Below are 23,485 nucleotides of genomic sequence, written 5' to 3' on the forward strand. Positions count from 1 at the left end.
CTTATGATTATGATTTTCTTTTTCTATCTAACATTTTATTATTTTGATGGGAGATGGATTTTAAACGGGATAGTAGCCATTATTCAATCACCAGTCAACCTTATGACTATGTTAACGGTATATTTATTATCTTTTTGTCTGAAGGCCCTTGCCTGGAAATGGTATTTACATGGCCGAACTAGGTTTTCAACTTGCTTATTGGGAGTTTTATATAGTTTATTTGTTAATCATTTATTACCCATTAAAGCGGGAGACCTTGTCAGAATGAAAATTATGAGCACCAGGGATGGTATAAGCGGTGAGGATGCGGCCCATTCTGTCATTGTTCTCAGACTTATTGACATGATTTGTTTAATTGTTTTTTCAATAGTTGGTTTTTGCGTCCTAGGAATAGATTTTCAAATACCTGTTCTACTCATCATGATTGGATGTATTATATTTGTTCTTTCAATGGTCGTAGTAGTACAGTTTTTTCCAGCCTTTTTAAAGAGACAGTTGGAATTATGTAAAAGAGCGTTTAGTGGGAGAAATGGCAGGCTGATCTTTATTGCTGTAGCGTTCAGTTGGATTTTAGAATGTGCTGTCCTTTATGGAACGGTTATCATCTATAATGGAAACTTATCGATTTTGGAGGCTGTTTTTGCTAACAGTGTTACCGTTTCAGGACAAATTTTTCAAGTAACACCGGGGGGAATTGCCAACTATGAAAGTTTTCTTGTCTTTGCCCTAGGATTGTTTGGATTTTCCATTCAAGAAGGTTACACAATTGCTATTGTAACTCATGCTGTCAAATTCTTTTTTTCCTATGCAGCAGGGGTCATGGCTATATTCATATATCCCATCCCATTTAAGACATTATTGAGTTGGAGCAGAGTGAGAGGAGTGAGGGAAAAATGAAAAGTGCATCAAAGTTTGAAAAGGTAGCTGCACGCTGTTGGAATTTATTAAATGAGGGGAAACCTTTTACACCAATCTTTGTCGTCGGCACCATGCTGTTATTTCACATTAATGTTTTGAGCGATTGGGATTCTGCGTTAGCATTATTACAAGCGTTTTTGTATGTAATCCCATTATTAGCTCTATATTATGTTTTTGATTTTCCGCTTTTTTTACGGAATTATCTTTGGGTCCCGTTTGTGGTCTATTTAATCATTTGGAATTATACAAATATAGGTCTTTTATTTTTTTCAATCGGGCTGTATTTCTTTTTTACCGTATTCTTTTGGGGAACGCTTTATTATCATTTGAGAATTGGGACATCATGGTTAAACTTCACTCGTTTCTGGAAGTTAGTGATGAAAAATAGTGATTCAACTAGCGGAAACGCTCAAGAACAAATTCCTAAGTTTTTGCTTGTGTTGTCGCTTTGGGAATTCTTTTTTGTCAAATTAGACTCTGGCACATCGATAGAAATAGTATCAACTGTTATCTTTTATCTATTTGTGCTTGTTTTTGCTTATATTCTTCATCGTAATCTATTTGATTGGAAGCCAAAAATGTATAGCGGCTTTACAAGAGATCATTTTGCCAAGCCGGAAAAAAGCATTTCTGATAAAGCGATTGTGATTGTCATTGATGGTATGCGCAAGGAACGTTTTTATGAAGCGGATACCCCATTTCTTGATTATTTGAAGGATAATGGTACAGAATACATGAACATGGAAACCGTCTATCCAGCGAGAACCGTTGTCTGTTTTTCTTCGATGTTTACTGGAACCTATCCGATGGAGCATGGAATTCACTCCAATATGGTTTGGAAGCTGGGGATTAAAGTAGAGAGTATTTTTGATTCGTTGCGGAAGGTTGGCAAAAAAGGGAGGTTGTTCGGATGTGCCCATCTGGTTGACTCGATGGGGAGCGACGTTGAAACCTTTACGGCAGTTATGCATAATGACCAGGTAGATTCTGCTATTATGGAACGGGCAAAGAAAATTATGAAGGAACAGGATCCGGATTTATTTATTGTCCAAATGATTGCGACGGACCAAACAGGTCATAGTCGTGGTGTGCTCTACGATGAATACCTGCAAAAAATTCACGAAGCAGACCGTCTCATTAAAGACTTTGTTGATTGGCTTACAGAAGAGGGGAAAATGGACAATACGACTCTTTTTATTTGTGCAGATCACGGTCAGGCGGATGGGATCGGTGGTCATGGCCATTTAGATGAAGGAGAAAGATATGTCCCCTTCTTTATTCATGGGCCGAATATTGCAAAAGGAAAGAAAGTGGAGGAAAAACACAGCCTTGTCTCTTTAGCTCCTACATTAGCTCATTTGCTGGGCGCGCCTTTTCCTAGTCACAGTAGAGGAAAGGTTTTAATAAATGCCATTGAAAAGAAGGATGAGATTTGATTATGGATAAACTTAAAGTGATTGTGTTTTTACCTGCCTATAACGAAGAGAAATCTATCGGTAACGTGATTAGAAAAATTCCGAGAGATTTTCATCACAAAGTTAGTGTGAAAGTATTAGTCATCAATGACGGTTCAAGTGATCGAACCGTTGAAGTTTCAAAAAAAGCTGGTGCAGACTATATTGTCAGTTTTACGAAAAACCAGGGACTTGGTGCAGCGGTTCGGGCTGGGTTACATGAGTGCTTCCAAAGGGGTGCAGACATTGGGGTAATGATTGATGCAGATGGCGAATATCCTGCTGATCACATTCCTAGACTATTGCAGCCCATTTTCCAAGGTGAGGCCGACTATACAATGGGGTCTCGTTTTTTGGGTACGATAAAGGGGATGAAACTTCATCGCCGTTTAGGAAACTATTGTTTCACCTTTCTTCAGAGCTTGTTGCTCAGGAAATGGATTTATGACGGACAATCTGGAATGAGGGCTTTTACTAAACAAGCCCTTCAGCATGCTGAGATTATTCATGACTATAACTATGCACAGGTTCTGACGTTAAACCTCGTTAGAAAAGGGTTTCGAGTGAAGGAAGTACCCATTCCATATCAAGTCCGTTCAACTGGGACATCTTTTATCACGTTTAGAGGATATCTATCGTCAGTACTTCCCGCAATATGGAAGGAGTGGAATCGAAAGGTTAACAAAATTGATATTAAAAAAAATGTATGCAACCCAGAAATGTTAGATAAGTCTGATTTAAGTGAAAATACTTACAAAAAAGAGCTTCTTATGGCAAAATAACATTGACATGAATAATGATAATCATTATCATTGACGATAGGAGGAGTAATTTATGAAAAAACAAATGCTTTTATCTTTAACAGTCATATTTCTGTTTACTCATTTGTTTTCTATTACAGCTAATGCTTATACATATGGTGATCCAAATAAGGAAGAATTAGCTGAAGCATACAAAGAAATGTTAATTGAATTAGATAAAAATCCTCCAGACTTTAGTACAGCACGAAAACATTATGAAACCGTAAAAGAAGAAGTAGACATGCATATGGGACCAGATCCATCTAACATTATTCTCCAAAATATAGAGGATAAAGATAAGGAACAAACGATTGAAAATATGGATGAGCTTCTAGTATTAAATATTGCTCGGCGTTTAGAAAACGTCGAAAATAATTTTTCGGAGTTTGATACGAGTAAGAGATTGTTGGCAAAGGGGTTTGCCACCTATGAAGCACTGTCTCCAAAAGTTGAAGCAAAGAACCCAGATCTTGATAAAGAAATCAAAGCAGAATTTGATAAAGCTTTAGAATCATTGGGAAATCCTGGACTTTTTGGTGTGGGGCAAAAAGAAGCAGACTTAGAGGGATTTAAGGCAAGTAAAGAGACAATTCTTTCAAGGCTTCAAGCGGAATTTAATATAAAAAGTTTAGAAGTAGGTCATTTTTCTGAAAGTGCCACAGAAAAGGAAAAAGCTACAGGTAATAAAGATTGGACCGATTTATCTAATCTTCGAAATTGGATACCAATCATTATCATAGTCGCCGTTATTATAGCTGTCGTTTTTGTAGCATTACGAAAAAGGAAAGCAAAGAAATAAAGTTTTTTTTTTCAATAGGGGAGAGGTGAAATTTAATGGAAATACAAGCACTGTTAATTACATTTCGTGAGGTACTAGAAGCATTACTGATTGTAGGAATTATCACGACTTATTTGAAAAGAACCAATAACAAGAAATACACAAAATACGTTTGGCTAGGTGCCGGACTTGCCGTGTTGGCAAGTGTAGGAGCTGCCATGTTATTTCAGCTTGTGTTCACAGGCTTTGCGGCCATGGTCAGCGAAATGTACTTAAAAATAGGTATTATGATTATTTCTGCTCTCCTATTGACGCAAATGGTATTTTGGATGGCAAGTCATAGCAGGGACTTAAAAGGAAATACGGAAGACAAAATGAGTAAATTCATTTCAACAGGAAATGTTGTTGGAATGGTCATTCACTCTTTCTTAGTTGTCCTTAGGGAAGGGATTGAAACCGTCTTTTTCTTTGCTGCGATTACGGGTGGAAATATTGGTGCTGCGATGCAAGGATGGGGAGCCATTACCGGTGTCATCATTGCGGTGATTGTCTCTTACCTATTCTTTAAAGGAACAATGAAAATATCACTTAAGACTTTTTTCAGAGTCACTGGGGCGTTTATCATTTTAATTGCTGCTGGTTTATTGGTACAAGCCATCTCCATGATGCAAGATTTAGAGATTATCGGGAGTATCATACCGCATCTATACGATTTGACTTGGTTCCTTCCGGAGCATCCGATTGATTATGATCATTATCTGCGTGATCATGGTACCGCACCTCTCTTATCAGGGGAAATTGGAATCTTTTTAAAAGCATTGTTTGGCTACGCATCAATGCCATCTATAGAGGAAGTCATTGCCTATCTTGGCTATTTTGCCGGAATCTATTTATTAACTTCCTTCCGAACATCTGACAATCAAAAACAAAGCAGTAAAGAAGAGATGAAAGATTTAAAAACTGTAGTAAGCAATCAAAAAAGATAAGTATATATATGAAAAGTACAAGGAATTTCCTTGTACTTTTTTCGTAGAAAATAAATATGGAGTGGTCTAGCTTCAAAGCGTAGAATGGTGGTCATATGGAGAGTAAACATAGACATAAAATAGTTAATTGGTATCACAAAATTATTATCTTAACAAGTATGGCGTCCATATTCATTTTATTGTTATCCCAATTAAGGCATATTAATGCATTTGCAGCCACTTGGGATCAAGTTGATTATTCACTGGCTCTTGAACGATTCGATATCTTGTCCATGCAGCCTCATTTTCCCGGCTACCCTTACTTTATTCTTGGGGGATTATTTATTCATCAATTTCTAGGTGATAAAACGGCTGCATTAACCGTATTTAATATCCTTTTTTATTTTAGTTCCGTCTTTCCAATCTATAAGCTAGCGAGAGGGTATATTCCAAAGACATTCAGTTTCTTAATCACTGCCATTATATACTCCTCCTCTTATGTGCTTATAACCGTAAACCAACCGATGTCTGAAGGCGCAGGCTTAGCTGCCTTATGGTGGTATTTTTGGAGCATTGAGAGGGCCCTTCAAAAAAATGGCCTTCGCGAGGATTTGCTGCCACTCGTTCTTTTTAGTGTGCTACTGGGAATTCGTCTGTCCTATTTACCATTTGGTGTCGGACTTATTTATTTGTTCTGGAAAAAGTGGAATCAAAAAGAATATACACTAAGGCAGCTCAGTATGCGAATTGTGATGGCAATACTTTTTCAACTCATATGGGTAGGCGGCCTTATTTTTTCAGAAGGAAGTATTCAAGGATTTGTGAAGCTTGCGCTTGCTTTCACAAGCGGCCATTTCAATGATTGGGGGAATACAGCAGTCTCAAGCAATCAATCTGTTTTTGATCGGTTGTTCACATTGCTTTTCAAAAATCTTTTTTTTCATGGACTTTCATCGTTATCCATTTTGATTGCTGTTATCATGATTGTATTTATTCTACTAAGTTTATCTAAATTTAAATGGAGCTTAAAAACCCTTTCTCTCGCTTATGTAATGGCCCTAAGTTATTTTATTTGGGCTCTTTTGGCGCAAAATATAGAGAAGCCTCGGCATATTGTTCCTGTTGTCTTGTTTATTCTTTTTATTGTATTCGTGACAATCCTAAAGAAATTTTCTCATACAATTATAACCATTGTCTGTGTAGTTTTGCTTATTTCTTATTCGAATAAATCGATTCAAATGATTAATGAGCAAGCTACGCATCTACCTGCTAGTTATCAATTGGCACAATACACACAAAAAATGGAGAAAAACTCTATTCTTTATACCTGGGAAGAAACAAGGGTTTTAGACTACCTTAATGTTTCAATTCCTCATAAAAGGATTATGACATACGAGGTTTTCTTGCATGATATGACTTACTACGAAAACCATCAAATCTATGTGACAAATAAGGTAGTTGAAGGATTTTTGGAACAAGGGATTGATCTTTCAGACAAAATAAAAAAAGTTAAAACGTTTCAATCCAATCCGATTTATGATCCTGTTTATCATGAGATTACGTTGTATGAATGGGTAGAATAACTTAAAAAACTGGGAACAAGAAAGAGAAATTTATGGACTTCATGTTGAGTTTGGTATCTAAAAAGTTTGACCTTGAACTTGGACCGCTACGCAATATGGATTACTAAGACCTTGTAAAAGGCTACACAGTTACATTTGAATTACCAAAATAATAGAACCATAGATAAGTTTTTGCACCTGGTTTTGAGTGCAGACTAACGGAATAAGGCTTCTCAAGTGTTTTCGGAACAACTTGGGAGGCCTTTTTTATTTGCTATTTTGAGAGGATATTGTTTTATTACTTGTTATAATGGCCGTTAGCAGCAAGAGGGATGGATGAAGGGGATGCCTATATAAAAGCTGTGAATAAAATCCTGCCTTCAAAGGTTAGCGGTCATCCATTTTTAAAAAAAGAATTGAAAAATAGTCTTGGCTTATCTAGCTCTGATGTACCATATCTTTTTTCTTCGGCCGTACTGGAGACGATTGATAGCAATCAGGCAAGAACGGAAAAGACGGAAATAGAACTTTCTAGAGAAGATTGGCGTGTTGAAGTAAAGTCAGTTGTTCAGTTTGAATCGATTTCAAGATCAAAAATTTATCACTACATTTTTAAGTGATATTCCGCAAATCGGCTATGGCCCGACGCTTGCTTATTTAGAAAATGTTTACAATTGATTCAAAAGACGACATTAATCTGGTCGAAATATTAAATTTTTCTGTCAATTATGCAATTAATTTAAGCAAATGACTCGATAATGTAATATTCCTGTAATCAAAAGACCCCCTTTCGTATGTTATAAATAATAATAAGAAAGGGGTTGTCTTATGCGTTTCTTTAAAAAAATCGTTGCCGCATCATTAACAAGTGTTATCTTACTTTCGACAACGATTATGGCAAATGCAGAAACAAGTCAATTACATAACAGTGAGGCTCAATTACAAGAGAATGCTGAATTAATTGAGCAAAAACAAGCTGAAAAAGAAACTCTATTAACAGAGGTTCATAACCTTCAAAGTGAGTTACAAGCTTTAGAGAATGATATTGCAAGTAATAAAGAAGAAATGACTGGCATAGAACAAAAAATTTCTGAAATAGAACAAACGATTGAAAAGAAAAAAGAAGAAATTGTTGTATTAGAGGATAAAGTGCTTGCGCGAAAAGGGGTTATGGAAGAACGCCTTGTTTCCATGCAGCATAATGATCAAGCGAGCTTAGTAATTGAAATTCTTGTAAACTCTGACTCGTTGTCAGAGCTTGTCCAACGTGCTACAGCCGTTACGACGATTTTAAGTGCAGATAAAAGTTTACTTGAGCAGCAGAAGGCTGACTTAAAGAAGATTGAAGATGAAAAGGCTGCGATCGATGAACAAGAGAAGTTGCTGCAGGAACAATATAAAACGCTTTCAAACAATCAAGCTGCTTTAGAGGGAAATATGCAAAAAAGACAAGAGGTTCTGACGGCAGCACAAGAAAAGTATGATTCAGTTGTTAGTGAGATTACACTGGCTGAAGAGGAAAATGCAGCGATTCAAGAACAAATAAAGCAAGCCCAGGCAAGCCTGGCAAAGGATCAACAGGAAGCGGCAGCGAGAGCGGCGACTATTACACAGCAAGCTGAAGCAGTTCCGGCACCGGCACCAGCACCAGCACCAGCACCAGCTCCTAGTACAGGTTCAACAAGCAATACAAAAAGCAATACTACCAGCACTACGAACAGTGGAAAAGAGATTTATGTCTCAGCAACTGCATATAGTCATGAAGGGTCTGCAACAGGTCTAACAGCGACAGGTATTAATATCAAAGCAAATCCTAATATGAAATTAATTGCGGTTGATCCTTCTGTTATTCCGCTAGGATCAAGAGTATGGGTAGAAGGCTATGGTGAAGCCATTGCAGGTGACACTGGCGGAGCGATAAAAGGACACAAAATAGATGTACTGATGCCATCAAATGCTGCATGCATCGCATGGGGACGGAAGACGGTAAGGGTAGTCATCTTAGATTAATACAGTGAAGGCTTGAATCACAGTACACAACAGTGTTGTGATTCAAGCCTTTTTTATTTTAGAAAGATAAATGAAACCATTGATAAGAATAATAGTCAGTAGTTAAGTGGTGCATGTCTCTTTAGTAGTTTATAATAAAGCGAAAAAGAGACAGCACCATTTTTTTGCAATTATTTTACAAGAATATTAAACTATGGATAGGTATAATTTACAGAATAGAGCGAATTTATTAAATAGAGCATAATTATAAGGGAACATTTATCGATGGGGAAAAGTTTGCATCATCATTTAGACAATGGTGGGAGGAGAGAACGTGACAAATCATGTCATGAATCCAATTGTAGAGAGGATTTTATACAATATTGAAAAAGTAATGATTGGAAAGCGGAATGTAGCTGAATTAGGTTTGGTTGCACTGCTGGCAGAGGGTCATGTGCTGCTTGAGGATGTTCCGGGAGTAGGAAAAACAATGATGGTAAGGGCTTTGGCGAAATCAGTTGGGGCCAATTTCAAGCGGATTCAATTTACGCCTGATTTATTGCCTTCAGATGTTACGGGGGTATCCATTTATAATCCAAAGGAAATGGAATTTCAATTCATTCCAGGGCCTCTGATGGCCAATATTATTTTGGCTGATGAAATCAACCGAACCTCTCCAAAAACGCAGTCTGCCCTCTTAGAGGCAATGGAGGAAGCGAGTATTACGATTGACGGGATAACACACCGATTAGAAAAACCGTTCTTTGTTATGGCTACACAAAATCCAACCGAATATGAAGGAACCTATCCGCTTCCGGAGGCCCAGCTAGATCGGTTTCTTTTAAAAATGCGCATGGGGTATCCTGATCAGGATGAAGAAATCGAAGTCTTAAACCGGGTGCAGCAGAAACCGCCGATTGAGGACATAAATCCTGTGATTAGCTTGCAGGAATTAAGGAAACTGCAAAGTCAAATCAAGTATGTTCACGTTGATGAAACAATGAAGCGATATATTGTTGAGATTGCCAATCAAACGAGAAACCATGAAAAGATTTTTATGGGGGTCAGCCCCCGCGGATCGATTGCTTTAATGAAAGCAGCCCAAGCCTATGCATATATGTATGACAGGGATTATGTTTTACCTGACGATATTCAATTCCTTGTGCCATCCGTATTTTCTCACAGGATCATCCTTAAATCTGAGGCTAAATATACAGGTATTTCAGCCGAGGAACTATTACAGGAAATTATCGAGAATGTTGCGGTTCCCGTTCAGAGGGTGATGTGAAATGGGTGAAATCTTCCAGCAGGTCAAGTATTTCTGGAAGCTCTTTATGTTGCTCTTATTCATGATTATGACGTTTTCGTATGCCATGTTTCAAGGGGGATTTGTCAGCTGGTTTTTATTTTACAGTTTTCTCCCCTGTTCCTTCTATGCCTTATGTCTAGCATTTTATTCTTTAGATGATTTTATAGTTGAAAGAAGTCTGACAAGGTGGGAATATCATGCTGATGACGGCCTGACGGTGAAAATAACATTAAAAAGAAAGAGGTTCTTTCCTCTTTTATTTGTAATAGTAGAAGACTGCTTAAGTGAATCGTTGGAAAAGGCAATGCCTAATCGAAAACATAAAGCGTTTCTTTTTCCCGGATTTAATAAGGAAATTTCATATTCGTACAGAATCGAAAAACTGCCAAGGGGAGAGCATGATTTACAGGCTGTAAGAATTTTTACAAGCGACTTGCTTGGCTTAATGGAAAAAGAGAAAACGATCGAGTTGAATGAAAGTATATTGGTACACCCTGCCTATGAAAAATTAATGTTTGAATCAGGAAATTTTTATGAGCAAGGAATAAGGACCTCAAATAACCGAATCCAAAGAGAAGCCTCTATCGTAGTCGGGATTCGAGAATATCAACCGGGTGACCGGTTTTCTTGGATTAACTGGAAAGCGTCAGCAAGGCGCAATGGATTAGTTACAAAGGAATTTGAACAGCTTCAGTCCGATGACATGATGATCATAATGGATTGTTCAAAAGATCATCGGTTTGAAACGATTGTTTCGTTTACAGCATCGCTTGGACAGGCGATCTTTCAAACAGATTCACATGTTGGTTTTTTAGCTATGGGAACGGAGAGAGCAGCGATTCCGTTACATGGCGGTGCAGTCGGCAGGCAGCTGCTGTTTTACTATTTGGCCAAAGCTAAGGATGATTCTCCTATTCCATTCGATCGAGTACTGTGTACGGACAGCTTTTTACAGCAGCATAAGCTCAGCTACGTGCTTGTGACAGCTCAGCTAACAACTTCACTTATTGAGGCAGCCAGTAAATTTGCAGTAAGAAGGTGCCCAGTGACAATTTTTGTCATAAAGGACTTGGGAGAAGCCATTACTTCAGGCGAACAAGCAATCAAAGCAAAAGCACAAAAACATGGTATGAGAGTTGCCTTTGTCTATAAAGAACACTTCTCTGCCGGCCTGATGGAGGTGAACAGAGGATGAGGCAATGGAGAAATATTCCTTCTGTATTACTATATGTTTTGAGCTTTCTTTTATTGCTGGAATGGATTTGGCCGATAAAAGTCCTGTCGGAAACAGCGGATATCAGCGTATTTCTTTTGTTTATTCTTATCTGTTTCCTGATAAGTTTTTTACGAGTTCCCTTATATGTCAGTATTTTTATAAAAGGGGCCGTTATTGTTTACTTTCTTCATTCTCTTTATTTTGAAGGAAGTATTTTTCAAATCGATTGGATCCCCACTTTTATGGATGATATCAAATCGAATATGATTGATGTATTCAGTGCTAATTTTCTGGAATTATCACATTTATATCGAAGTTTAGCCTTTTTTATTATTCTTTGGATGATAGTCTATCTCCTTGAATTTTGGCTCTTTAAGCGAAAACAAATATTTTCATTTTTCTTTATGACACTTGTTTATGTCACCTTCCTGGATACTTTTACACCCTATAATGCTAGTGGGGCCATTGTACGTATTGTTTTAGTCGGTTTTTTGACTGTGGGTATTCTTACGTTTCTACGTCATTTAAACAAAGAAAAGATCAAAGCAGAGCATACAGCTTTTAGAAAATGGGTGTTTTTTTTATCGAGTTGGGTTTTACTCAGTGCTTTTCTTGGGTATATACTGCCGAAGGCTAATCCAATTTGGCCAGATCCGGTACCATATCTGAAGGTATTCAATGTAAATGGAACAATGAAAAAGGTCGGCTATGGTGAAGATGATACGCAATTAGGCGGCTCCATTGCCGGAGATTCTTCAGTAGTTTTTCAAACAATTGTGGCATCTCCTCATTACTGGAAGGTTGAGACGAAGGATGTGTACACCGGTAAAGGGTGGATTCAGTCTGAGGATGAATTAAGGAATATTGAATTTAGAGGTAATGATCATATCCCTATTACTTCGTTTGTTAAAGGGAGCAATTATGAACAATCTGTTCCGCAAACAAGTACTGTCCTCCAAATAAAAGGATACCCCCATCTCTTGTATCCTTTGGGTGTAACAAGTATTCAATCAGATAGAAGTTATTCCTTTGAACTGGATCCGTCCACTGAAAAAATATACTCCTTTAAAGGCGCAGAGTCCTTGCCGTTGGATAATTATTCTTTAACATATGAAGTTCCTTACTATACCGCTGATATGCTAAGAACCAATGGTAGTGTCAATAAGGCTGATTTAAATGGATCTATTATGTCACGTTACACACAATTGCCGGATAATCTTCCATCTCGAGTAAAAAGATTAGCTGCTAATATCACAAAGGAGAAAACGAATTGGTATGATAAAGCGAAAGCGGTAGAAGAATACTTTAAAACAGGCAACTATTCCTATTCCTTGAATGATGTAGCAACTCCTGATGAAGATGAGGATTATGTCGACCAATTTTTGTTTGAGACGTTGCAGGGCTATTGTGATAACTTCTCTACATCAATGGTTGTGTTATTGCGGTCACTTGATATCCCGTCAAGGTGGGTAAAGGGATACACGGAAGGGAAATATATAGGAATGGAAGGTGATCTGTACAAGTATGAGATCACTAATAATAATGCTCATTCCTGGGTTGAAGTGTATTTTCCACAGGTAGGCTGGGTTCCGTTTGAACCTACACCTGGATTTACCAATGAAGATGCAGCCAATACTGAAGAAGACGATGAAAGAATAGAAACAGAATCGTCTGTGCAGCCGGAACAGCAGGAGGAAAAGGAGATAAATGAGTCAAACCAGGCTATTAACAATGAGAAGAAGGAAAATAAGAATCATTCCGCTAGCAATAGAGGGAATATCGTGGAAGGCATGTTTTCACAGGGATGGATCTGGCAGCTTTTACTCGTATTATTGCTCATACTAACCGTCTATTATGCTTATCATATTCGTGTAAAATGGCTTCCTGCTTATTATATTAGGAAATTGAAATACTCAGATAAAGATGAATCCTTCCTTTATGCATATACCGTTTTATTAAAACAGCTGAATCGGGTTGGGCTGACAAGAGATACCGGACAGACATTAAGGGACTATGCAAAGAGGATTGATGAACGGTATTCAACCAATGAAATGACCTTACTAACGAGACGGTATGAACAGTATCTCTACGGGAATCAATTGAAACATGACACTTGGCTCGAAATGAAAGAATTATGGGAAAATTTAATAAAAAAGACAATAGCTTGACCTCAAAAATAACCTGTTGGTACAATAACATGCGTACCAATAATTTGATACTTCATATAAATTCGATAATATGGTTCGAGAGTTTCTACCAAATCACCGTAAATGATTTGACTATGAAGACAGGGAACTAGATCTTTTAGGAATTCTGCCTTCTATGCAGGGGAATTCCTTTTTTATGTGAAAAGAATGAACCAATTACAGAATAAAAATAAATATTTTTATTTTTGATGTGGAGATTTTAAAGTAATTAGTGAAGAATAATAGTATGAAAATAAACAATGAGGTGAATAGGCTGATGGGGAAGGCATTGCTTGATAATCAGGAAATGGTTATCGTACTTGACTTTGGAAGTCAATATAATCAGTTAATTACAAGAAGAATTAGGGAATTTGGAGTGTACAGTGAGCTTCATCCACATACCATCACAGCAGAGGAAATCAAACAGATGAATCCAAAGGGGATTATATTCTCCGGCGGTCCAAACAGTGTATATGATGCGAATGCTTTTGGCTGTGATGAAGAGATTTTCGAACTTGGCTTGCCAATTTTGGGCATTTGCTATGGCATGCAGTTAATGACCAAGCATTTTAATGGGAAGGTTGAGCCAGCAAAACAGCGGGAATATGGCAAGGCAAATATTTCAGTACAACATCAATCAAAGCTTTTTGCGGACCTGCCTCAAGAGCAAGTTGTCTGGATGAGTCATGGAGATCTAGTTGTAGAAGCTCCTGAAGGCTTTAGAATTGATGCAACAAGCCCTTCATGCCCAATCTCTTCGATGAGTGATGAGCAAAGAAATTTATATGCTGTTCAATTCCATCCAGAAGTGCAGCATTCCGTTCATGGTTCAGAAATGCTAAGGAACTTTGTGTTCTCTGTCTGCGGCTGTAAAGGCGATTGGTCGATGGAAAACTTTATTGAAATCGAAATGGAGAAAATCCGCCAGACAGTCGGCGATAAGAAAGTTTTATGTGCATTAAGCGGCGGTGTCGATTCTTCAGTCGTAGCTGTGTTAATCCATAAAGCCATTGGCGATCAATTAACTTGTATCTTTGTTGACCATGGTCTTCTTCGCAAAGGAGAAGCGGAAAGTGTTATGGAAACCTTTGCGGAAGGTTTCAATATGAATGTCATTAAAGTGGATGCGAAAGAACGCTTCCTTTCAAAATTGGAAGGTGTCAGCGATCCTGAGAAAAAGCGTAAAATTATCGGAAACGAGTTTATTTATGTATTTGATGATGAAGCAACAAAGCTTCAGGGTATTGATTATCTTGCGCAAGGCACTTTATATACAGATATTATTGAGAGCGGTACAGCAACAGCACAAACGATTAAATCACATCATAATGTCGGCGGGCTGCCAGAGGACATGCAGTTTAAGCTGATTGAGCCATTAAATACATTATTTAAAGATGAAGTACGCGCTTTAGGAACAGAGCTTGGCATTCCGGATGAAATTGTCTGGAGACAACCATTCCCTGGACCAGGACTTGGAATTCGTGTACTAGGAGCAATTTCTGAGGATAAGCTGGAAATTGTACGTGAATCAGATTATATTTTACGTGAAGAGGTTCGAAAAGCAGGCTTAGAACGTGAGATATGGCAATACTTTACTGTGCTTCCGGACATTCGAAGTGTTGGGGTTATGGGAGACGCCCGTACATATGACTACACAATCGGTATTCGTGCCGTAACTTCAATTGATGGGATGACATCGGATTGGGCACGTATCCCTTGGGATGTATTAGAGGTTATTTCAACTCGGATTGTCAATGAAGTGGCTCACGTCAATCGTGTTGTGTATGACATAACAAGTAAGCCACCTGCAACGATTGAATGGGAATAAATTCGTACTTTAACAGGCATCATTGTTCCTCCTGACAAGGGGGAGCAGTGATGCTTTTTTATTTCGTTTATGAAAAATAACCATATGTTTACCAAGCTCATCATTTTGTAAGTGCTAAAAGCGGATTCCTCTAAAAACGAAGCGAAATATATTGAATACGTATTCAAAAAAACTAAATAATATAGCAGAAATATATATAATTATCTGTGTTCCTTTCAGTTGTTTTGATATGGATGCGCTTTCAAAGTGATGATGCTAAATTTTGTTCGCATTGTCAAATGATTCTAAATATATTAGGAGGTTTGGAACCTAAATTAAAATCTAACTGAAAAGATAATGGTTAGATTGAGCAGAAAGCAGATAAAAATATGTGCTTGACAAAGCTCAAGTACCACTTTCAACTCGTGAGGATCTTGATGATGCTGTTGCTGTTGCAAAGGAAGCCTTCAAGACATGGAGCAAAACGCCGGTTCCAAAGCGTGCCCGCATTCTTTTTAAATACCAGCAATTATTAGTTGAGAATTGGGAAGAACTGGCTAAGTTAGTGACAATTGAAAACGGTAAGAGCTACAAGGAAGCTTACGGCGAAGTACAGCGCGGCATTGAGTGTGTGGAATTTGCTGCTGGCGCTCCAACCTTAATGATGGGAAAACAGCTTCCTGATATAGCTTCAAGTATTGAGTCTGGAATGTATCGATACCCTGTTGGAGTTGTTGGTGGAATTACACCGTTCAACTTTCCAATGATGGTTCCATGCTGGATGTTCCCGCTTGCCATCGCTTGCGGAAATACATTTGTATTAAAGCCATCTGAAAAACACCACTACTTTCCAATCGCTTAGCGGAATTATTTACGGAAGCAGGTCTTCCCGATGGTGTCTTGAATATTGTTCATGGTGCACATGATATTGTAAATGGTCTTTTGGAACACAAAGATATCCCTGCCATTTCGTTTGTCGGTTCGCAGCCAGTTGCAGAATATGTATATAAAACAGGAGCTGCAAATGGTAAGCGTGTTCAAGCATTGGCCGGGGCAAAAAACCATACAATCGTGATGCCTGATGCTAATTTAGATTTAACAGTAAAAGAAATCATTGGTGCTGCTTATGGTTCCGCTGGAGAAAGATGTATGGCATGCTCCGTTGTTGTTGCTGTAAGTGATGTAGCGGATTCATTGATTCAGAAGCTGAAAGAAGAGAGTGATGCGATTAAAATTGGAAATGGAATGGATGATGGTGTGTTCTTGGGGCCTGTTATCCGCCAGCAAAATAAAGAAAGAACCGTACAATACATTGAAATTGGCGAGCGAGAAGGGGCTACATTAGTTCGCGATGGCCGCCAAGACGCTGCTTATAGTGAAGATGGATTTTTCGTGGGACCAACTATTTTTGATAACGTCCAACCATCTATGAGAATTTGGAAAGAAGAAATTTTCGCACCCGTTCTATCCATCGTCCGCGTTGATAGTTTGGACGAAGCAATTGAATTAGCAAACCAATCAGATTTTGGTAATGGGGCATGTCTATTCACACAAGATGGCAGTAATGTTCGCAACTTTAGAGAAAATATCCAGGCGGGCATGCTTGGTGTAAACGTTGGAGTACCAGCACCAATGGCCTTCTTCCCATTCTCTGGATGGAAAAATTCTTTCTATGGAGATTTACACGCAAACGGTTCTGACGGAGTCGAGTTTTATACAAAACGAAAAATGCTAACAGCACGTTGGTAAACTAATTTTCTAATACAAATGGGTAAGTTAGTTCAACAAGGTATTAATCAACTTTATTATCTGTATTAAATCCAGAAATAAGGCTGAACTGAATAGTCATAAAGAACTTTAAAAGGAGATACTACAATGTAAGTAGTATCTCCTTTACGTTTTTATCTTTTTCCCCAGAAGACTCCCACTTCAATTTTGTTCAGTGCGGAGACCAATAATAAGTGGGAGATGAATGTCGGTTGGCGATAGCTAAAACGCTTGTTCGTATGGTATAATATTCCTGTGAGTTATTCTTTGAAAACTGGATATATAGGGTTAGTGCGAGAAAGGCTTCGCACTGTAAAATATTCAAGCACCATTCGCCTCCACGCACACCGAAGTTATAAAAACCAAGCTAAAGTAGGGTGCGTGGCGAGTTCAACGTACAAGTTTGCAACACTTGCAGGAGGCTCACGCCACTTTTACTGCTAACCGTCGGTGCGACGGGGATAGCCTGCTATAACTGAGGGATACCTCGGTGTTCGCAGGAATCTCCATCTTCAAATTTTCGTTAGAAAATTAAGGTGGAGTAGTTCAAATAAATGAAATAGAATATTATTGAAAACCTTCGTGTGTTTTATTAAATAAATGTAATGCATTTATTATATCAAAATAGTTTTGTGTTTTGCGCGCTAAAACTTATGCTTCGTATATAAATCTAAATACGAACGTTAAAAAAATACAATGAGAAAACGTTCGCTTTTTTGTTGACGAGTTTATTCTATATTGATATAATACTTTTCGGAAAATAAATATAATCCATCGTATAATCTTGGGAATATGGCCCAAAAGTTTCTACCAGGCTACCGTAAATAGCTTGACTACGAGGTGATAATAAATTGAATATTCTTCTTTTATTGTCATTATTTGTAGTCAAGCACTTCGATTTTTATTGAAGTGCTATTTGGTTTTTGACTTAAAATTGTGTGAGCCCTCATCTACTGGGAAAGAATACTAGTACATGATGCGTCGGCATGATTATAAGTCGTGATTACATTTTAAGGACTTTAAAAGGAGGAAAACCATGAAGAAGTATTTTCAGTTCGATGAGCTTGGTACAAATTATCGCCGTGAAATAATAGGTGGCTTAACAACCTTTCTTGCTATGGCATATATTCTAGTTGTCAACCCAATTACACTTACGCTGGCAGATATACCAGATTTACCTGATGCATTACGAATGGATTATGGAGCTGTCTTTGTTGCAACCGCGTTGTCTGCTGCAATTGGCAGTATTATAATGGGGCTGCTCGGCAAATATCCGCTTGCCCTTGCACCAGGTTTGGGGTTAAATGCATTCTTTGCTTATACAGTTGTACTTGGGAGTGGAACATCCTGGCAGCATGCGCTTGGAGCTGTTTTTATTTCCAGTATGTTCTTTTTGATTTTAACTTTAACAGGTCTTCGTGAAAAGTTAATTAACGCTATACCGATTGAACTAAAGCATGCAGTTGGGGCAGGTATTGGTTTATTTATTACATTTATTGGCTTACAAACATCAGGAATTATTGTTAATAATGATGCGACGCTTGTTGGAATTGGAGATTTATCAGAGCCTAATACACTGCTATCTATTTTTGGGATTTTAGTGACTGTTATCCTTATGGTTAGAGGAGTAAAAGGCGGCGTTTTTTATGGAATGATTATTTCAATAATAGTTGGTATGATATTCGGGTTAATTGACACGCCAACTAAAGTTGTTGATAAAGTACCTAGCCTTGAACCTACATTTGGTGCCTTATTTTCATCATTTAGTGATCCGTCTTTCTATACCACAGCCATGCTTGGAGTTGTTTTAACATTTCTATTTGTTGATTTCTTTGATAATGCCGGTACCTTAGTAGCAGTAGCAAATCAAGCAGGCTTTGTAAAAAATAATCAGCTGCCGCGTGCAGGACGAGCGTTACTAGCAGACTCCATTGCGTCTGTAACTGGATCTATTCTCGGAACCTCAACTGTTACATCGTACGTTGAATCATCAGCAGGGGTTGCAGCTGGTGCGAGAACCGGTTTCGCGTCGCTAGTAACAGCAGCATGTTTCTTATTGTCACTGTTCTTTTTCCCATTACTATCGGTTGTTACATCTGCAGTAACTGCACCTGCGCTTATTATTGTAGGGGTGTTAATGGTTTCGTCACTTGGTAAAATCGACTGGACGAAGTTTGAAATAGCCGTTCCTGCCTTTTTAACAATGATTATCATGCCGCTTACTTATAGTATTGCAACTGGAATTGCGGTTGGATTTATCTTTTATCCAATTACGATGATTGTGTCAGGTCGTGCAAAAGAAATTAATCCGATAATGTATTTATTCTTTGTCATATTTATTTTATACTTTATCTTTAGATAATAACGATGTTCGAGCTGGCTATTGACTTTGATATAGCCAGCTTTATGTATATATACAAAAAATATTATTGAAAAGGTTAATGAATAGACTTTATTAACTATTTGACTTAAAACCTTACATTTCTATAATATAAAATGTGAAAGTTATTATATACTGAGGAGAAACCATGGCTGATCTTATTGTACAGAAGGTATTAAATAATAATGTATTAATTGGCGATCATTCTTCTTATGGTGAAGTAGTGATAATCGGAAAAGGAATTGGATTCAATCGCAAAAAGGGAGATATGATTGATCAATCATCCGCCGAGAAAACTTTTGTATTGAAAGATGAAAAGGAACAAGAAAACTATCTTAAACTATTACCTTTTATTGAAAATGATCTTTTGGAAACGATTATTACTGCTATCCAACATATCAAACAAAGAACTGGAGCAGAATTAAATGAACATATCCATGTTGGATTAACAGACCATTTAATGTTTGCGATTAAAAGATTATCTAATGGGCTGGAAATGAAAAATCCATTTTTACTTGAAACAAAAGCATTGTATCCAATGGAGTACAGTACGGCCAAGGAAGTAGTAAGGTTGATTGAGAAAAAAACAGGCATTCATCTGCCAGAGGATGAAATCGGTTTCATTGCGTTGCATATTCATAGTGCTGTTATGAATAAAGAGCTTTCGGATGTGAATCGCCATTCTCAGTTAATCACAACATTGGTAGAATTAATAGAAGAACAATTAGACTTGAAAATTGATAAAGAAAGTATTGATTATTTACGTCTTGTTCGACACTTAAGATTTACGATTGAAAGAATTAATGCCGGGGAAACTGTGGAAGAACAAGGAAATATAAATTCCTTCTTGAAAGCGGAATATCCGATATGCTATAATTTCTCATGGAAGCTCATAAAAGTTATGCAGAAGTATCTTCAAAAACCAGTTTATGATGCAGAGGCAGTCTATCTGACCATGCATCTTCAAAGGCTGCAAAAGAAGAAAATTTAATATCGCTATCATTCTTATACGTGTTACTGATTCGATCAGGCATGAGTAAAAGAAGATAATTGAATTGATGATTTTGGGGTAGGGTATACCTATATCCAAATTGTCTTTCGATTTTTTCTTTTACTCATGCCTTTTTTGTTTTCTTAAAAACTTCTGAAACTGCTTATGGGTTACAAAATTTATCCTTGGAGGTATCTATATGTTTAAAAAAGCTTTTGGTGTTCTACAAAAAGTCGGTAAAGCCTTAATGCTTCCAGTTGCGTTATTGCCAGCAGCAGGTATCTTGCTCGCTTTTGGTGCTGCACTTTTAAACCCGGCATTATTGGAAATCGCACCATTTTTAGATAATAGTACAGTGAAGCTTATTGCTGAAGTAATGCAAAATGCAGGAAATATTGTTTTTGGTAATCTGCCGTTGTTATTTGCAGTCGGTGTAGCCGTTGGGCTGGCTGGTGGAGAAGGTACTGCTGGACTTGCTGCAATTATTGGTTACTTAATTATGAATGTGACAATGGGAACGGTTTTAGGTATTACGGCAGAAGATGTAAACGGTTTAAATTTTGCGAGCGTACTTGGCGTTCCTACATTGCAAACGGGAGTTTTCGGTGGAATTATCGTAGGAATCATGGCTGCATCCCTATATAATAAATTCTTTGAAATTGAGCTGCCTTCCTATCTAGGCTTCTTTGCAGGGAAACGCTTTGTTCCGATTGTTACTGCAGGATCTGCAATTATTCTCGGTTTGGTTATGTTGATTATCTGGCCGCCAATCCAGGATGCTCTAAACGCATTCTCGCAAAATATGGTTCATGCTAATTTAACATTATCAGCATTTATTTTCGGTGTTATTGAGCGTTCATTAATACCATTTGGATTGCATCATATTTTCTACTCGCCGTTCTGGTACGAGTTTGGTGAATATGTAACAAAAGCAGGAGAAGTGGTTCGTGGTGACCAGCGTATCTTTATGGCACAAATTTCTGATAATGTACAGAATTTAACATCTGGTACATTTATGACAGGTAAATTCCCGTTCATGATGTTCGGATTACCAGCTGCAGCGTTAGCGATTTACCACGAAGCAAGACCAGAGAAAAAGAAATTTGTTGGTGGACTTATGGCTTCGGCAGCACTAACGTCATTTTTAACAGGTATTACTGAACCGCTTGAATTTTCTTTCTTATTTGTTGCACCAGTATTATTTGGAATCCATGCGGTTTTCGCTGGTTTATCATTTATGACAATGCATTTGTTAAATGTTAAAATCGGTATGACTTTCTCAGGTGGCTTGATTGACTACATTCTATTCGGATTAATCAATCCACAAACGAATGCATGGCTTGTCATCCCAGTTGGTTTAGTTTTTGCGGTAATTTATTACTTTGGTTTCCGATTCGCTATCCGAAAGTTCAATCTTAAAACACCAGGACGAGAAGATGAGGCGGTTGAAGCAGAGGGTAATCAATCTAAAGGCGGCGATTTACCTTACCAGATCCTTGAAGCAATGGGTGGTCAAAGTAATATTGCTCACTTAGATGCTTGTATCACTCGTTTGCGTGTTTCGGTAAATGATATTAAGGATGTGGATAAAGAAGAGTTAAAAAGATTGGGTGCTGCTGGAGTGCTTGAAGTAGGAAATAATATTCAAGCAATCTTTGGTCCTCGTTCTGAAACGATTAAAGGACAAATGAAGGATATCATGAGCGGTAAAAGACCGGTAGCGGTAGTAAAAGCACCTGAAAAAGGCATTGAACAACAGATTGAAGAAGTAACACCGGATGTTTTACAAAATAAAATTGCTGACGAAAAATTTGTATCACCAATTAAAGGTGAAATTAAGCCGATAACAGAAGTACCTGATGCAGTATTTTCTGGAAAAATGATGGGGGATGGTTTTGCAATTCTTCCTTCAGAAGGTACAATAGTTTCTCCTGTTGATGGCAAGATTGTAAATCTATTCCCAACAAAACATGCAATTGGAATTCTTTCTGATGGCGGACGTGAAATCTTGATTCATGTTGGTATAGATACGGTTAACTTAAAAGGTAAAGGATTTGAAGCGTTAGTCGCTGAAAATGACCATGTTCAAGCTGGACAACCTCTACTGAAAGTTGATTTAGAATTTATTAAAGAGCAAGTTCCTTCTATTATAACTCCTGTTGTTTTTACAAACCTTGCTCAAGACGAACAAGTTGTAATTAAGAAACAAGGAAATGTGGAAATTAAAGAAGAAAATATCATTGCAGTTTCAAAATAAGTCAGATATTAATGAAGGAAAAGGCCGTTCTCTACACATGGGAACGGCTTTTTTTTATTTAATAAAATAATGTTGACTCTTGAAGGTCTAGGTGATATTATACTTAAGCAGTCGCGAGGTTACACTAGTTAAAACTTTTTAAAAGGTTATTGACTTAATCTTCGTGAGTGTGATATATTATAAAAAGTCGCTTGAGCGACATTTTGATATTTGCTCTTTGAAAACTAAACAAACAAAAACGTCAACGTTAATTCTAGTTGCCTTATGGTAACAAAACATATGAGCTATTCAAACAATCTTATTGGAGAGTTTGATCCTGGCTCAGGACGAACGCTGGCGGCGTGCCTAATACATGCAAGTCGAGCGAACTTTTGGGAGCTTGCTCCCAAAAGTTAGCGGCGGACGGGTGAGTAACACGTGGGCAACCTGCCTGTAAGACTGGGATAACTTCGGGAAACCGGAGCTAATACCGGATAATTCATTTCCTCTCATGAGGAAATGCTGAAAGGCGGCTTCGGCTGTCACTTACAGATGGGCCCGCGGCGCATTAGCTAGTTGGTGAGGTAACGGCTCACCAAGGCGACGATGCGTAGCCGACCTGAGAGGGTGATCGGCCACACTGGGACTGAGACACGGCCCAGACTCCTACGGGAGGCAGCAGTAGGGAATCTTCCGCAATAGACGAAAGTCTGACGGAGCAACGCCGCGTGAGTGATGAAGGTTTTCGGATCGTAAAACTCTGTTGTTAGGGAAGAACAAGTACGAGAGTAACTGCTCGTACCTTGACGGTACCTAACCAGAAAGCCACGGCTAACTACGTGCCAGCAGCCGCGGTAATACGTAGGTGGCAAGCGTTGTCCGGAATTATTGGGCGTAAAGCGCGCGCAGGCGGTTCCTTAAGTCTGATGTGAAAGCCCACGGCTCAACCGTGGAGGGTCATTGGAAACTGGGGGACTTGAGTGCAGAAGAGAAGAGTGGAATTCCACGTGTAGCGGTGAAATGCGTAGAGATGTGGAGGAACACCAGTGGCGAAGGCGACTCTTTGGTCTGTAACTGACGCTGAGGCGCGAAAGCGTGGGGAGCAAACAGGATTAGATACCCTGGTA

15 protein-coding genes, 1 rRNA gene, 1 pseudogene and 2 riboswitches (1 of these 19 cut by a window edge) are annotated in these 23,485 nt (G+C 38.2%); all 17 genes and pseudogenes read left to right on the forward strand.

The genetic code is table 11. The features are described from left to right. Positions 1 to 9 precede the first annotated feature (9 nt). Positions 10 to 897: a lysylphosphatidylglycerol synthase transmembrane domain-containing protein gene (locus tag R4Z09_RS02525; protein ID WP_338453184.1), complete on the forward strand. Its 888-nt coding sequence runs from the start codon at positions 10 to 12 to the stop codon at positions 895 to 897. Next, entirely contained in the window at positions 894 to 2,354 is a 1,461-nt protein-coding gene (locus R4Z09_RS02530) for an ectonucleotide pyrophosphatase/phosphodiesterase (protein ID WP_338450833.1), read from the forward strand. The genes R4Z09_RS02525 and R4Z09_RS02530 overlap by 4 nt, the downstream gene beginning before the upstream one ends. A 2-nt stretch (positions 2,355 to 2,356) precedes the next feature. After that, the gene (locus R4Z09_RS02535) at positions 2,357 to 3,154 is read left to right on the forward strand and encodes a glycosyltransferase family 2 protein (protein WP_338450834.1); all 798 of its coding nucleotides are present in this window, start codon (positions 2,357 to 2,359) and stop codon (positions 3,152 to 3,154) included. 52 nt (positions 3,155 to 3,206) lie between these two features. Beyond that, on the forward strand, positions 3,207 to 3,971 hold the full coding sequence (locus R4Z09_RS02540) for a hypothetical protein (RefSeq protein ID WP_338450835.1): 765 nt from the start codon (positions 3,207 to 3,209) through the stop codon (positions 3,969 to 3,971). 35 nt (positions 3,972 to 4,006) lie between these two features. After that, positions 4,007 to 4,936, forward strand: coding sequence for an FTR1 family iron permease (locus tag R4Z09_RS02545; RefSeq protein WP_338450836.1), 930 nt, complete (start codon positions 4,007 to 4,009; stop codon positions 4,934 to 4,936). Between the two features lie 95 nt (positions 4,937 to 5,031). Beyond that, positions 5,032 to 6,498, forward strand: a complete 1,467-nt coding sequence (locus R4Z09_RS02550) for a glycosyltransferase family 39 protein (RefSeq protein WP_338450837.1) — start codon at positions 5,032 to 5,034, stop codon at positions 6,496 to 6,498. Positions 6,499 to 6,809: 311 nt separating this feature from the next. After that, entirely contained in the window at positions 6,810 to 7,097 is a 288-nt protein-coding gene (locus R4Z09_RS02555) for a hypothetical protein (protein WP_338450838.1), read from the forward strand. Positions 7,098 to 7,305: 208 nt separating this feature from the next. Then, complete coding sequence (locus R4Z09_RS02560) at positions 7,306 to 8,487, forward strand: 3D domain-containing protein (RefSeq protein ID WP_338450839.1); 1,182 nt, start codon at positions 7,306 to 7,308, stop codon at positions 8,485 to 8,487. Positions 8,488 to 8,815: 328 nt separating this feature from the next. Continuing rightward, on the forward strand, positions 8,816 to 9,754 hold the full coding sequence (locus R4Z09_RS02565) for an AAA family ATPase (protein ID WP_422392281.1): 939 nt from the start codon (positions 8,816 to 8,818) through the stop codon (positions 9,752 to 9,754). Between the two features lies 1 nt (position 9,755). Next, complete coding sequence (locus R4Z09_RS02570) at positions 9,756 to 10,970, forward strand: DUF58 domain-containing protein (protein ID WP_338450841.1); 1,215 nt, start codon at positions 9,756 to 9,758, stop codon at positions 10,968 to 10,970. Then, a complete protein-coding gene (locus R4Z09_RS02575) occupies positions 10,967 to 13,159 on the forward strand; it encodes a transglutaminase TgpA family protein (protein ID WP_338450842.1) in 2,193 nt (730 codons plus the stop codon). The genes R4Z09_RS02570 and R4Z09_RS02575 overlap by 4 nt, the downstream gene beginning before the upstream one ends. Before the next feature lie 32 nt (positions 13,160 to 13,191). Further along, positions 13,192 to 13,293, forward strand: a riboswitch (purine riboswitch). A 158-nt stretch (positions 13,294 to 13,451) separates the two neighbouring features. Next, entirely contained in the window at positions 13,452 to 15,005 is a 1,554-nt protein-coding gene (gene guaA / locus R4Z09_RS02580) for a glutamine-hydrolyzing GMP synthase (RefSeq protein WP_338453185.1), read from the forward strand. 382 nt (positions 15,006 to 15,387) lie between these two features. Further along, positions 15,388 to 16,733 (forward strand): annotated as a pseudogene (locus tag R4Z09_RS02585) (CoA-acylating methylmalonate-semialdehyde dehydrogenase); the annotation flags it as partial. Between the two features lie 772 nt (positions 16,734 to 17,505). Further along, positions 17,506 to 17,607: riboswitch (purine riboswitch) on the forward strand. A gap of 180 nt (positions 17,608 to 17,787) precedes the next feature. Continuing rightward, complete coding sequence (locus R4Z09_RS02590; RefSeq protein ID WP_338450843.1) at positions 17,788 to 19,113, forward strand: NCS2 family permease; 1,326 nt, start codon at positions 17,788 to 17,790, stop codon at positions 19,111 to 19,113. Between the two features lie 166 nt (positions 19,114 to 19,279). Continuing rightward, on the forward strand, positions 19,280 to 20,122 hold the full coding sequence (gene glcT / locus R4Z09_RS02595) for a glucose PTS transporter transcription antiterminator GlcT (protein ID WP_338450844.1): 843 nt from the start codon (positions 19,280 to 19,282) through the stop codon (positions 20,120 to 20,122). 199 nt (positions 20,123 to 20,321) lie between these two features. Continuing rightward, complete coding sequence (gene ptsG / locus R4Z09_RS02600; RefSeq protein WP_338450845.1) at positions 20,322 to 22,379, forward strand: glucose-specific PTS transporter subunit IIBC; 2,058 nt, start codon at positions 20,322 to 20,324, stop codon at positions 22,377 to 22,379. Positions 22,380 to 22,677: 298 nt separating this feature from the next. Further along, positions 22,678 to 23,485 (forward strand): 16S ribosomal RNA (locus R4Z09_RS02605); it runs 742 nt beyond the window's last position.

It is taken from the genome of Niallia oryzisoli, from assembly GCF_036670025.1.
Taxonomy (GTDB): domain Bacteria; phylum Bacillota; class Bacilli; order Bacillales; family Cytobacillaceae; genus Bacillus_BD; species Bacillus_BD oryzisoli.